Source organism: Citrobacter sp. VF227 (assembly GCF_052950715.1).
On sequence record NZ_JBRFVF010000003.1, the window covers coordinates 359,819 to 372,923 of the forward strand.

General features: G+C 52.5%; 10 protein-coding genes. 5 read left to right on the top strand and 5 right to left on the bottom strand.

Annotation, left to right across the window (positions count from 1 at the left end; all coding sequences use genetic code 11):
• Window positions 1-20 precede the first annotated feature (20 nt).
• The 5 genes from ACU8YC_RS14110 (at window position 21) to caiF (ending at window position 7,500) form a co-directional block, all read left to right on the top strand.
• Window positions 21-1,028, top strand: a complete 1,008-nt coding sequence (locus ACU8YC_RS14110) for a LacI family DNA-binding transcriptional regulator (RefSeq protein WP_151216705.1) — start codon at window positions 21-23, stop codon at window positions 1,026-1,028.
• A gap of 133 nt (window positions 1,029-1,161) precedes the next feature.
• Window positions 1,162-1,983, top strand: a complete 822-nt coding sequence (gene dapB, locus ACU8YC_RS14115) for a 4-hydroxy-tetrahydrodipicolinate reductase (RefSeq protein ID WP_414438347.1) — start codon at window positions 1,162-1,164, stop codon at window positions 1,981-1,983.
• Between the two features lie 455 nt (window positions 1,984-2,438).
• Window positions 2,439-3,587: a glutamine-hydrolyzing carbamoyl-phosphate synthase small subunit gene (gene carA, locus ACU8YC_RS14120; protein ID WP_187253708.1), complete on the top strand. Its 1,149-nt coding sequence runs from the start codon at window positions 2,439-2,441 to the stop codon at window positions 3,585-3,587.
• Window positions 3,588-3,604: 17 nt separating this feature from the next.
• Window positions 3,605-6,832: a carbamoyl-phosphate synthase large subunit gene (gene carB, locus ACU8YC_RS14125; RefSeq protein ID WP_151216707.1), complete on the top strand. Its 3,228-nt coding sequence runs from the start codon at window positions 3,605-3,607 to the stop codon at window positions 6,830-6,832.
• A 272-nt stretch (window positions 6,833-7,104) separates the two neighbouring features.
• Window positions 7,105-7,500 carry a carnitine metabolism transcriptional regulator CaiF gene (gene caiF / locus ACU8YC_RS14130; RefSeq protein WP_151216708.1) on the top strand — a complete coding sequence of 132 codons (396 nt, stop codon included), beginning with the start codon at window positions 7,105-7,107 and terminating at the stop codon, window positions 7,498-7,500.
• A gap of 76 nt (window positions 7,501-7,576) precedes the next feature.
• On the opposite strand, the gene caiE is transcribed toward caiF, so the two are convergent.
• From caiE to caiA, 5 genes are all read right to left on the bottom strand, one after another.
• Window positions 7,577-8,173 carry a carnitine operon protein CaiE gene (gene caiE, locus ACU8YC_RS14135; protein ID WP_151216709.1) on the bottom strand — a complete coding sequence of 199 codons (597 nt, stop codon included), beginning with the start codon at window positions 8,171-8,173 and terminating at the stop codon, window positions 7,577-7,579.
• 6 nt (window positions 8,174-8,179) lie between these two features.
• Window positions 8,180-8,965, bottom strand: a complete 786-nt coding sequence (caiD, locus tag ACU8YC_RS14140) for a crotonobetainyl-CoA hydratase (RefSeq protein WP_116360653.1) — start codon at window positions 8,963-8,965, stop codon at window positions 8,180-8,182.
• A 54-nt stretch (window positions 8,966-9,019) separates the two neighbouring features.
• On the bottom strand, window positions 9,020-10,573 hold the full coding sequence (gene caiC / locus ACU8YC_RS14145; protein WP_151216710.1) for a crotonobetaine/carnitine-CoA ligase: 1,554 nt from the start codon (window positions 10,571-10,573) through the stop codon (window positions 9,020-9,022).
• 62 nt (window positions 10,574-10,635) lie between these two features.
• Window positions 10,636-11,853: an L-carnitine CoA-transferase gene (gene caiB, locus ACU8YC_RS14150; RefSeq protein WP_151216711.1), complete on the bottom strand. Its 1,218-nt coding sequence runs from the start codon at window positions 11,851-11,853 to the stop codon at window positions 10,636-10,638.
• 105 nt (window positions 11,854-11,958) lie between these two features.
• Complete coding sequence (caiA, locus tag ACU8YC_RS14155) at window positions 11,959-13,101, bottom strand: crotonobetainyl-CoA dehydrogenase (protein ID WP_005124373.1); 1,143 nt, start codon at window positions 13,099-13,101, stop codon at window positions 11,959-11,961.
• Between the last annotated feature and the right edge of the window lie 4 nt (window positions 13,102-13,105).

The window sequence follows — 13,105 nt, forward strand, 5'->3', positions numbered from 1 at the left end:
TGAAAAAAACAGGAGAAGTCATGACCACAGTCACGCTGGCGCAGGTTGCTGAACGCGCGGGAGTGTCCACGGCAACCGTTTCAATGGTGCTGCGTAACCGGGGACGCATTTCTCAGGCAACACGTGACCGGGTACTTAAAGCGCTGGACGATGCTGGCTACGTTTATAATCAAACCGCTGCTAATCTGCGTAACCGGAGCAGTAATCAGGTTGGATTGTTGTTACACGACATTACTAACCCTTTTTATGGTGAGATGACAGCAGGGCTAAGCCATGAGATGGAGCGGCATGACCTGCTGCTGTTTCTGGCAAACAGCGAAGAGTCAGGAGAACGGCAGCAAAAATTTGTCGACTCATTAATGCGCAATAATGCCTGCGGGATGGTGCTCTGCGCGGCGCGCGAAACACCGACATCCTTTTTTGAAGCACTGAAAAGGCGCAATATTCCTGCCATCATGGTGGTCCGCCCCCTCAGCGATCCTGATTTTGATTTTGTGGGAACGGATAACTTTCTTGGTACGCAAATGGCCACTACTCATTTAGTCAGAATGGGGCATAAGAATATTGCGTTTATTGGGGGGAGCCCAAGTTCAGGTAGCCGGGCACAGCGTATCGGTGGCTTCACCAGCACGTTGCTGGAGCAGGGGATATCACCGAATCCGGAATGGATAGTCGCCACGCAGGCCAGCCAAATTGACGGCGCAAAAGCGGCGGAGTCTCTTTTTCTGCGTTTCCCGCAAATTACCGCCGCCGTTTGTTATCAGGACATCGTAGCGCTTGGGGTCATGCAGGCATTACGTAAAATGGGGCGTGAACCGGGGCGCGATTTTGCGCTGGTGGGATTCGATGACATCACCGAAGCGGCGCTGGTGCAACCAGCGCTTACTACCGTCTCAGTGGCCGCAAAAGAGATTGGTCGCAAGGCTGGAGAGCTGCTTTATAGCCGCATTCAGGGAAATGACGAACCACCGAAACGCATTATTCTGCCACCTGCGCTGGTAGTCAGAGAATCATGTGGTTTTTGCTGATCGTCATGCCTTTTACTGATATCTCTGCCTGTTTATCATTAAATTCTAATTATCGACGTTTTGGGCTGGCGGCGCAGCGATGCGCTGGTTAATCTGAAAACGATTTACGTAAAATTAACAAAAGAGAATAGCTATGCATGATGCACAAATCCGCGTTGCCATCGCGGGAGCCGGAGGACGCATGGGGCGTCAGTTGATTCAGGCCACTCTCGGCATGGATGGCGTACAGCTCGGCGCGGCGCTGGAGCGTGACGGTTCTTCCTTATTAGGAAGCGATGCAGGAGAGTTGGCGGGAGCCGGGAAAACGGGCGTAACCGTACAAAGTAGCCTTGAAGCGGTGAAAGATGATTTCGATGTTTTCATCGATTTTACCCGCCCGGAAGGCACGCTGGCGCATCTGGCGTTTTGCCGCCAGCACGGTAAAGGGATGGTGATTGGCACCACCGGCTTTGATGACATAGGTAAACAGGCTATTCGCGATGCCGCGCAGGAGATTGCTATTGTTTTCGCCGCGAACTTTAGCGTGGGTGTGAATGTCATGCTGAAGCTACTGGAGAAGGCGGCGAAAGTGATGGGTGATTACACCGATATTGAGATTATCGAAGCGCACCACCGCCACAAGGTGGATGCGCCGTCAGGCACTGCGCTGGCCATGGGCGAGGCGATTGCTGGGGCGCTGGATAAAGATCTGAAAGACTGCGCAGTCTATTCCCGTGAGGGTTACACTGGCGAGCGCGTACCGGGCACGATCGGTTTTGCCACGGTACGAGCGGGGGATATCGTCGGGGAACACACCGCGATGTTCGCCGATATTGGCGAGCGTATTGAGATTACGCACAAGGCGTCCAGTCGCATGACCTTTGCTAACGGTGCGGTGAGATCGGCAATTTGGCTGAAATCAAAGTCAAATGGTCTTTTTGATATGAAAGATGTGCTTAATTTACGTAATTTATAGCTTTTACTACCCTTCGTGATGTGGTTATTGTAATCATAATTAATTGATTACATGGGGCAATATTTTATTGCCCTTTGATTTTTAGTGTTTGAGTGTTGTTTTTAATTTAAATGCGATTTTACCAGTTTTTTGTGGTGGTGTTTTGTTATCTGAATGTGAATTTTGACCAAATGGTCCACTTTTTACTATCGCACTTCCTGTTTTTACACTCTTTATCTGCCGCAAGCGTTTTCCATCCCAAGTTAGCTGATCTTTTTGCCTGTTAAATCGTGTGATTTATCCCAGTGGCGTAAAATAATAATAAAAAATGTCCTTTTGGGTAGACTTTTACGTGGGCTGTCTCTAGAATGCCGCCGTTTGCCAGAAATCCATAGGTAAGCAAATTTGCATTGATTCATGATGTGTAAATGAATTAATATGCAAATAAAGTGAGTGAATATTCTCTGGAGGGTGTTTTGATTAAGTCAGCGCTATTGGTTCTGGAAGACGGAACCCAGTTTCACGGTCGGGCCATAGGGGCAACAGGTTCGGCGGTTGGGGAAGTCGTTTTCAATACTTCAATGACCGGTTATCAAGAAATCCTCACTGATCCTTCCTATTCCCGCCAAATCGTCACTCTTACTTATCCTCATATCGGAAATGTCGGCACCAATGAAGCCGATGCTGAATCTTCTCAGGTACATGCGCAAGGCCTGGTCATCCGCGACCTGCCGCTGATTGCCAGCAACTTCCGCGATACCGAAGACCTCTCTTCCTACCTCAAGCGCCATAACATTGTGGCGATTGCTGATATTGATACCCGTAAGTTGACGCGTTTGCTGCGTGAAAAAGGCGCACAAAACGGTTGCATCATTGCGGGCGATAACCCGGATGCCGCGCTGGCGCTGGAAAAAGCGAAAGCATTCCCGGGCCTCAATGGTATGGACCTTGCGAAAGAAGTCACCACCGCGGAGCCGTATAGCTGGACGCAAGGTAGTTGGACGCTGGCCGGTGACCTGCCGGAAGCCAAATCTACCGATGAACTGCCGTTCCACGTTGTGGCGTACGATTTCGGCGCTAAACGTAACATTCTGCGTATGTTAGCGGACCGCGGCTGCCGCCTGACGGTGGTTCCAGCGAAAACCTCCGCTGAAGACGTTCTGAAGATGAATCCGGACGGTATCTTCCTGTCTAACGGCCCTGGTGACCCGGCACCGTGTGATTACGCGATCACGGCAATTCAAAAGTTCCTCGAAACCGATATTCCGGTATTTGGCATCTGCCTCGGCCATCAGTTGCTGGCGCTGGCGAGCGGTGCGAAGACCATCAAGATGAAGTTCGGCCATCACGGCGGTAACCACCCGGTAAAAGACATTGATAAAAATGTGGTGATGATTACCGCGCAGAACCACGGTTTTGCGGTTGATGAAACCACGCTGCCGGCTAACCTGCGCGTGACCCACAAGTCGCTGTTCGACGGCACCCTGCAAGGGATTCATCGCACCGACAAACCGGCGTTCAGTTTCCAGGGGCACCCGGAAGCGAGCCCGGGTCCGCACGATGCCGCACCGCTGTTCGACCACTTTATCGAGTTAATTGAGCAATACCGTCAGTCCGCGAAATAATCAGGAGTAAAAGAGCCATGCCAAAACGTACAGACATAAAAAGTATCCTGATTCTGGGCGCGGGTCCGATTGTTATCGGTCAGGCGTGTGAGTTTGACTATTCCGGCGCACAGGCGTGTAAAGCCCTGCGTGAAGAGGGTTACCGCGTTATTCTGGTGAACTCTAACCCGGCAACCATCATGACCGACCCGGAAATGGCCGATGCCACCTATATCGAGCCGATTCATTGGGAAGTGGTACGCAAAATTATTGAGAAAGAGCGCCCGGATGCGGTGCTGCCAACCATGGGCGGCCAGACAGCGCTGAACTGCGCGCTGGAGTTGGAGCGCCAGGGCGTACTGGCTGAGTTCGGTGTGACCATGATTGGCGCAACGGCGGATGCCATTGATAAAGCGGAAGACCGTCGTCGCTTCGATATCGCGATGAAGAAGATTGGTCTCGACACCGCGCGTTCAGGCATCGCTCACACCATGGAAGAAGCGCTGGCAGTTGCCGCTGACGTTGGCTTCCCGTGCATTATTCGCCCTAGCTTCACCATGGGCGGCACTGGCGGCGGTATCGCCTACAACCGTGAAGAGTTCGAAGAAATCTGTGAACGCGGTCTGGACCTTTCCCCAACCAACGAACTGCTGATTGATGAATCGCTGATTGGCTGGAAAGAGTACGAGATGGAAGTGGTTCGTGATAAAAACGACAACTGCATCATCGTCTGCTCCATCGAAAACTTCGACGCGATGGGCATCCATACCGGTGACTCCATCACTGTGGCGCCAGCCCAGACGTTAACCGACAAAGAATATCAAATCATGCGTAACGCCTCGATGGCGGTACTGCGTGAAATCGGCGTGGAAACCGGCGGCTCTAACGTCCAGTTTGCGGTAAACCCGAAAAACGGTCGTCTGATTGTTATTGAGATGAACCCGCGCGTGTCCCGCTCCTCAGCGCTGGCATCCAAAGCAACCGGCTTCCCGATTGCTAAAGTCGCTGCCAAGCTGGCGGTAGGTTACACACTCGACGAGCTGATGAACGACATCACTGGCGGCCGCACTCCGGCTTCGTTTGAGCCGTCCATCGACTACGTTGTGACGAAAATTCCCCGTTTCAACTTCGAGAAATTCGTTGGCGCTAACGACCGTCTGACCACGCAGATGAAATCTGTCGGTGAAGTGATGGCGATTGGCCGTACCCAGCAGGAATCGCTGCAGAAAGCGCTGCGTGGTCTGGAAGTGGGCGCGACCGGCTTCGACCCGAAAGTAAGCCTGGACGATCCTGAAGCGCTGACCAAAATTCGCCGCGAGCTGAAAGACGCGGGCGCAGAGCGTATCTGGTATATCGCCGATGCCTTCCGCGCGGGCCTGTCAGTCGACGGCGTGTTCAACCTGACCAACATCGACCGCTGGTTCCTGGTGCAAATTGAAGAACTGGTACGCCTGGAAGAAAAAGTAGCCGACCTTGGCATCAACGGCCTCGACGCTGACTTCCTGCGCATGCTGAAACGTAAAGGTTTCGCCGATGCGCGTCTGGCGAAACTGGCCGGCGTTCGCGAAGCGGAAATTCGCAAACTGCGTGACCAGTACAATCTGCATCCGGTCTACAAGCGCGTGGATACCTGCGCAGCAGAATTTGCCACCGACACCGCCTACATGTACTCCACTTATGAAGATGAGTGTGAAGCAAATCCGTCCGTCGACCGCGATAAAATCATGGTGCTGGGCGGCGGTCCAAACCGTATCGGTCAGGGCATCGAGTTTGACTACTGCTGCGTACACGCCTCGCTGGCACTGCGCGAAGATGGTTTTGAGACCATCATGGTCAACTGTAACCCGGAAACCGTTTCTACCGACTACGACACCTCCGACCGTCTGTACTTCGAGCCGGTAACGTTGGAAGACGTACTGGAAATCGTGCGCATCGAGAAGCCGAAAGGCGTTATTGTGCAGTACGGTGGCCAGACTCCGCTGAAGCTGGCGCGCGCGCTGGAAGCAGCAGGCGTGCCGGTAATCGGTACCAGCCCGGATGCCATTGACCGTGCGGAAGACCGTGAGCGCTTCCAGCACGCGGTTGACCGTCTGAAGCTGAAACAACCGGCGAACGCCACCGTGACGGCCATTGAACAGGCTGTTGAGAAGGCGAAAGAAATTGGTTACCCGCTGGTGGTGCGCCCATCCTACGTTCTCGGTGGTCGCGCGATGGAAATCGTCTATGACGAAGCCGACCTGCGTCGCTACTTCCAGACTGCGGTCAGCGTGTCTAACGATGCACCGGTGCTGCTGGACCGTTTCCTTGATGATGCGGTTGAAGTGGACGTGGATGCTATCTGCGACGGCGAAATGGTGCTGATTGGCGGCATCATGGAGCACATCGAACAGGCGGGCGTACACTCTGGTGACTCCGCATGTTCTCTGCCTGCGTACACGCTGAGCCAGGAAATTCAGGATGTAATGCGCCAGCAGGTGCAGAAACTGGCCTTCGAACTGCAGGTTCGCGGTCTGATGAACGTCCAGTTTGCGGTGAAGAATAACGAAGTTTACCTGATTGAAGTCAACCCGCGTGCGGCACGTACCGTTCCATTCGTCTCCAAAGCAACGGGTGTACCGTTGGCGAAAGTCGCGGCGCGCGTAATGGTCGGAAAAACGCTGGCACAGCAGGGCGTCACCAAAGAAGTTATCCCGCCATACTACTCGGTAAAAGAAGTGGTGTTGCCGTTCAACAAGTTCCCGGGCGTTGACCCGCTGTTAGGGCCTGAAATGCGCTCTACCGGGGAAGTGATGGGCGTGGGTCGTACCTTCGCAGAAGCGTTCGCCAAGGCACAGCTGGGCAGCAGCTCCACCATGAAAAAACAGGGTCGTGCACTGCTCTCCGTTCGCGAAGGCGATAAAGAGCGCGTGGTTGACCTGGCGGCGAAGCTGCTGAAGTTTGGTTTTGAGCTGGATGCAACGCACGGCACGGCAATTGTGCTGGGCGAAGCGGGTATCAACCCACGTCTGGTGAACAAGGTGCATGAAGGGCGTCCGCACATTCAGGATCGTATCAAGAATGGCGAGTACACTTACATCATCAACACCACCGAAGGTCGTCAGGCGATTGAAGACTCTAAGCTGATTCGCCGCAGCGCGCTGCAGTACAAAGTGCATTATGACACCACTTTGAACGGCGGTTTCGCGACGGCGATGGCGCTGAATGCCGATGCCACTGAGAAGGTGACCTCGGTGCAGGAAATGCACGCGCAGATCAAAAAGGCATAAGCAAAGGGGCCGGTGATAATTGCGTTAACCGGACCTGTAATATTATCTTGAAAGGGTTTCTGTAAAGAAACCCTTTTTTACCTCTCGTAAGGTCATTCCTGGCCAAATGCAGTTTCATAACCACATTTTCAATGTAATAAGCACGATATTGCTCACACTAATCAACATTCAAGTCGCATACTATCTTTTATATCCACAATTTTAATATGGCTTAGTTTTTATTAATTTGGACAGGCCGTAGCCAGATTTTTAATTTGTGAAATGGTGTGCTTATGTGTGAAAAATATGTTGAAAGACCGCTTTATTTGTTAATTGCTGACTGGATGATGGCTGAAGATCGTTGGATCACCGCAAAGGAAATTTCCCGCCATTTTGATATTGAACACTGCAAGGCAATTAATACGCTCTCTTATATTTTGTCGGAAGTGGGAGAAATTGTTTGTGAAGTTAAGATGATCCCTAATCAGATTGCAGGCCGGGGCTGCCAGTGCCAGCGTCTGGTGAAAGTCATCAGTATTGATTCCCACCTCTACAACCGATTGAGCCACAATTTGCAGGAAAAAAAGGTGAGTGTGGCGAAAACGCCGCGACTGTCTGGCGTTCCGCCAACAGAGCTCAACCGTGAGCAGAAATGGCAGATGATGCTGTCAAAAAGTATGCGTCGCTAATGATTCGCTTACCTGATGGTAGCGTTAACGGTGATTGATTCGTAGGCCGGATAAGCGTTAGCGCATCCGGCATAGATTACTGGGCTGATTTGGGTTTCACGTCCGTCGTGCCTTTCAGGCGCGGCCGGTTTTCTTCGACCTGCGTTAATGGCTGCGTTTCACGTAAACCTGCCCGGCAGCGGACCGCAAGGTCCTGATACTCTTTAGTGTTCAGTCGCTTCCAGTGCAGTTCCTGGTCAGTGACTTCACGCAGTACGCGAGCAGGTGAACCGACCAGCAGTTGCCTTGCTTCCCCCTGAAATCCGGCTTTGACAAAGCTCATGGCGGCGACAATGCTCTCTTCGCCAATCACCGCGCCGTCCATAATTACACTGTTCATGCCGATCAGCGCGTCCCTGCCCACCACGCAACCGTGCAGGATTGCACCGTGGCCGATGTGCCCATTTTCATGCACGATGGTGTCAGTGTCGCAATAACCATGCATGATGCAGCCATCCTGCAAGTTAGAACCCGCCTCCAGAATCAGGCGACCATAGTCACCGCGCAGTGAGGCGTGTGGGCCGACGTAGACGCCAGCTCCCACGATCACATCACCAATCAACACGGCGCTGGGATGAACATACGCCTCTGGATGCACTACCGGAATCAGGCCTTCAAAGGCGTAATAGCTCATCGGTTATCAGCGTCCTTTCCACACCGGATCGCGTTTTTCTGCAAATGCCTGAGGTCCTTCGAGCGCATCTTCTGAGTGCAGCACCGACGGATAGTGCTTCAGTACTCCGCTGCGGATGTAACGGTAGCCTTCTTCTACCGGCATTTCACTGGTCGCACGATAAATTTCTTTCAGTGCGGCGATAGCAAGCGGGGCGCTATTCACCAACTGCTGCGCCAGTTCGCGCGCGCTATCCATCAGCTCGCTCTGGCTGACAACGCGGTTGACGATACCCCAACGCAGCGCTTCTTCTGCGCTCATTCGTCTGCCTGTCATCACCATTTCGTTGACGATAGCCGGTGGCAGCAGTTTAGGCAGACGCAGTACGCCGCCGCTGTCAGGTACGATCCCCAGTTTGGCTTCTGGTAGCGCAAAGCTGGCATTTTCCGCACAGACGATAAAATCCGCTGCCAGCGCCAGCTCAAAACCGCCACCAAACGCATAGCCGTTAACTGCGGCGATAACCGGCTTATCGAGGTCGAAAATTTCGGTTAAACCAGCAAAACCGCCGGGGCCAAAGTCGGCATCAGGCGCTTCACCTTCGGCCGCTGCTTTTAAGTCCCAGCCCGCAGAAAAGAATTTCTCACCGCCGCCGGTGATAATCGCGACGCGTAATTCCGGGTCGTCACGAAAATGAAGAAAAGCTTCCCCCATGGCAAAACTGGTTTTTGCGTCAATAGCGTTGGCTTTAGGACGATCGAGAGTAATTTCCAGGATCGGGCCATTACGGGTCAGATGTAATGATTCACTCATAGTTCATCTCCAGATAAATAAATTTCCCGGCAGGAGGAATTCCAGCCGGAAGGGTTATTTCAGATTTTTTTTGATTATTTTTCCTGAACAATTGCGTGGCAGGTCGGTTCTGATCTCCATAAACGAGGGAACCTTGAATTTCGCCATATTGTTTTCGCAGAAGCTAAAGAACTCAGCTTCGCTTAATGTTTCACCTTCATTGAGCACGATAAATGCTTTAATGGCTTCATCACGGATCGAATCTTTTATACCGACAACCACAATGTCCTGAATTTTCGGGTGCGCAGAAATAATATTTTCCAGCTCGACGCAGGAGACATTTTCCCCGCCGCGTTTAATCATGTTGCAGCGCCTGTCGACGAAATAAAAAAATCCGTCCGCATCCTGGTAACCCGAATCTCCGGTATGTAACCAACCCTCAGGTTCCAGCGCTTTGGCGGTAGCCTCCGGCTGCGCATAGTACTCTTTGAAGATAGTTTTGCCCGGCACGCCTTTAATGCAGATTTCGCCAATTTCTCCGGCGGGCAGGGGACGGTTTTGATCGTCACGGATTTCGGCTTCATAGCTAAAACCCACGCGACCTATAGAGGGCCAACGCCGTTTGTCTCCTGGGCGATCGCCAATAATGCCAACGATGGTTTCGGTCATACCGTAGGACGTCAGCAACCTGACGCCAAAGCGTTCGGTAAAGGCGTCTTTTTCCTGCTCGGATAAATTGAGATAGAACATCACTTCGCGCAGGCGATGCTGTCTGTCCGTTGGGGCCGCGGGTTGTACCATCAGGGTTCTGATCATCATCGGAATGCATTCGGTGACCGTCGCCTGGTATCTACGTACCTGATCCCAGAACGCCCTGGCGCTGTACTTCTCCAACAGCACAAAGGTGCTGCCTGCAGAGAATGCCGCCATGGCTGCCGTACACTGACAGTCGATATGAAAAGCGGGCATCACCGTCATGTAGACGTCGTCATCACGCAGGGCGATTTGCCAGGAGGTGTAATAGCCGGCAAATCGCAGGTTGTAGTGGGTAATCACTACCCCTTTAGGTCGTGAGGTGGTGCCAGAGGTAAACAGAATTTCTGCCGTATCATCAGTGGATAACGCGGGCGTATAACACAGCGTAGTCGACTGGCGGGCTTGCAGTTGGGTAAAGTGGCTCACGCCGTCGTCAACCGGAAGTTGCTCGCCAATCAGGCAAATATGATTAAGCGGAGTCGTATTTTCCAGCCGTATCTGGCGATACATAGGATAAAACTGGGCACTGGTGACTAACAGGCTCACATGGCTGTTTTGCAGGATCCAGGCGCTTTCTTCGCCCAGTAATCGGGCATTAATCGGCACCATAATGGCGCCAATTTTTGCCAGCCCAAACCAGCAAAAGATGAATTCCGGACAGTTATCAAGATGCAACGCGACCTTGTCGCCTTTGCGGATCCCTAAGGAATGGAAAAGGTTCGCCGTGCGGTTAATCTCTTCATTGAGCGAGGCATAGCTAAACTGCCGAACGTTTCCTTCGCAGGATTCGAAAATTAACGCCGTTTTATCTTCGTACACCCCGGCCAGGTCGTCCCACATCTGACGTAAGTTTTGTCCGCCAACGATATCCATATTGCTTTATCCACTGAAATCAGGCGTGAGCGCTAACCCACTCGCGGGTCAGCGCGTCACGTTTATTCCTCAACTCTGGCCAGGCCTTTGCCGACCAGCTCATTTATGTCTGCTTCGCTATAACCAATGTTTTTCAGAATGGCGGCGGTATCCATGCCATGTGACGGCATGCCACGCCAGATTTTCCCCGGGTTGTTTTTAAATTTCGGCATGATATTCGGTCCTTTGCAGGTGCGACCATCCATCGTTTGCCACTGAGTAATAGATTCACGAGCAACGTACTGCGGGTTGCCTTCCAGTTCCGGAATGGTCAGTACCTTCGCGCAGGCGATATTCAGCTCTGCAAAGCGCGCCTGCACTTCGGCGATGGTGTGCGTTGCCAACCACGCATCCAGTTTCTCTTCCACGAGCGGGCCATAAGGGCATTCCACGCGATGGATAAGCTGGGTACCTTCCGGGACTTCTGGCGTACCAAGAATATGGGCGAGGCCGATATCTTTGAAGCATTCATTGATTTGTGTGATGCCTACCAGCTCCATGACGATATAACCATCGGCGCATTTATACAGGCCGCAGCCAGCGTAATACGGATCTTTGCCTTTGGTCATGCGTGGGCAAATTTCGCCGCCGTTAAAGTAATCCATCATGAAGTACTGACCCATACGCAGCATGACTTCGTACATGGCGATATCAATGCTTTCACCTTTGCCCGTTTCGCGTACTTTGTGCAGGGCAGCCAGCGCCGCTGTCGTTGCGGTCATTCCTGAGAAGTAATCGGCGGTGTACGGGAAAGCAGGCATCGGCTGATCAACGTCGCCGTTTTGGATCAGATAGCCGCTGAACGCCTGCGCGATAGTGTTATATGCCGGAAGATTAGTGTACTCATCGGTCCCAAACTGGCCGAAGCCGGAAAGGTGGGCGATTACCAGTTTCGGGTTATGTTCCCACAGCACTTCATCAGTAATTCCGCGACGAGCAAAGGCCGGGCCTTTACTGGCTTCAATGAAGATATCGGTGGTTTCCATTAGCTTCAGAAATGCTTCCCGACCTTCATCTTTGAAAATATTCAGCGACAGGGCGTGTAGGTTACGACGTGAGAGCTGCGGATAGTTAGGCTGTACGCGGATGGTATCGGCCCACGCAACGTTTTCAATCCAGATAACCTCAGCACCCCATTCGGCGAACATCTGTCCGGCGAACGGACCGGCAATCTCGATCCCTGAAAATACAACTCGTACCCCGGCAAGTGGGCCAAAGGTTGGCATTGGTAAGTGATCCATAATTTTGCTCCTGGCATTTTTTTGTATGCCCGGTAAGCACAGCTCCACCGGGCATATTGCCGGATGGCGGCGTTAACGCCTTATCCGACCTACGAAACGAACGAATCAACGGTATTGCTTCAATACCGCACGACCCAACGTCAGGATCTGCATTTCGTCAGAACCACCAGAAACACGGTCAACGCGCAGGTCACGCCAGAAGCGCGTGATGCGATGATTGCCCGCGATACCCACTCCGCCCAGCACCTGCATGGCGGTGTCTACCACTTCAAATGCCGCGTTGGCGCAGAAGTATTTGCACATTGCCGCGTCACCCGAGGTAATGGTGCCGTTATCCGCTTTCCAGGCAGCTTCCAGCAGCATGTTTTTCATGGAGTTCAGTTTGATCGCCATATGCGCAAACTTCTCCTGAATCAGCTGGAAACGGCCGATAGCTTCGCCAAACTGCACGCGCTGATTGGCGTAGCGCGCCGCATCTTCAAACGCGCACATTGCCGTACCGTAGTTGGTCAGTGCGACGAGGAAGCGTTCATGGTCAAACTCTTCTTTTACGCGATTGAAACCGTTACCTTCCCGACCGAACATGTCTTTCTCGTCCAGCTCAACGTCGTCAAAGGTGATTTCACAGCAGCTATCCATGCGCAGACCGAGTTTCTCCAGTTTGTTGACCTTGATGCCCGCTTTGCTCATGTCAACGAACCACTCGGTGTAAACAGGTTTATCCGGCGATGCGCCATCTCTCGCCATTACCACGATGTAAGGGGTATAGGCACTACTGGTGATAAAGCACTTACTGCCATTAAGATAAACCTTACCATTTTTACGTGTATAAGTGGTTTTCAGGCTGCCAACATCCGATCCCGCTCCCGGTTCGGTGATCGCAGAGTTCCACATCTGCTTACCGGTTCCCTGGAACGCCATAATTTTATCGATTTGTTCCTGGGTCCCTTCACGCAGGAAGGTGTTAAAACCCCCCGGTAACTGGTACAGCACATAGGTTGGCGCGCCCAGGCGGCCGAGTTCCATCCAGACGGCGGCCACGGTGACAAAACCCGCTTCCAGTCCACCGTGTTCTTCCGGAATCAACAGGCTATCGATGCCCATATCCGCCAGCGCTTTAACAAAACGCTCAGGGTAGACGCTGTCGCGATCGCACTCGGCAAAATAAGCTTCCCAGTTCTCACTGGCCATCAGTTCACGAATACCGGCGACAAACAGCTCCTGCTCGTCATTTAAGTTGAAATCCATCTTT

Excerpts from the sequence above, each read along its gene's own strand:
- ACU8YC_RS14110 (WP_151216705.1), top strand. The coding sequence starts at position 21 with ATGACCACAGTCACGCTGGCGCAGGTTGCTGAACGCGCGGGAGTGTCC.
- dapB (WP_414438347.1), top strand. The coding sequence starts at position 1,162 with ATGCATGATGCACAAATCCGCGTTGCCATCGCGGGAGCCGGAGGACGC.
- carB (WP_151216707.1), top strand. The coding sequence starts at position 3,605 with ATGCCAAAACGTACAGACATAAAAAGTATCCTGATTCTGGGCGCGGGT.
- caiF (WP_151216708.1), top strand. The coding sequence starts at position 7,105 with ATGTGTGAAAAATATGTTGAAAGACCGCTTTATTTGTTAATTGCTGAC.
- caiE (WP_151216709.1), bottom strand. The coding sequence starts at position 8,173 with ATGAGCTATTACGCCTTTGAAGGCCTGATTCCGGTAGTGCATCCAGAG.
- caiD (WP_116360653.1), bottom strand. The coding sequence starts at position 8,965 with ATGAGTGAATCATTACATCTGACCCGTAATGGCCCGATCCTGGAAATT.
- caiC (WP_151216710.1), bottom strand. The coding sequence starts at position 10,573 with ATGGATATCGTTGGCGGACAAAACTTACGTCAGATGTGGGACGACCTG.
- caiB (WP_151216711.1), bottom strand. The coding sequence starts at position 11,853 with ATGGATCACTTACCAATGCCAACCTTTGGCCCACTTGCCGGGGTACGA.
- caiA (WP_005124373.1), bottom strand. The coding sequence starts at position 13,101 with ATGGATTTCAACTTAAATGACGAGCAGGAGCTGTTTGTCGCCGGTATT.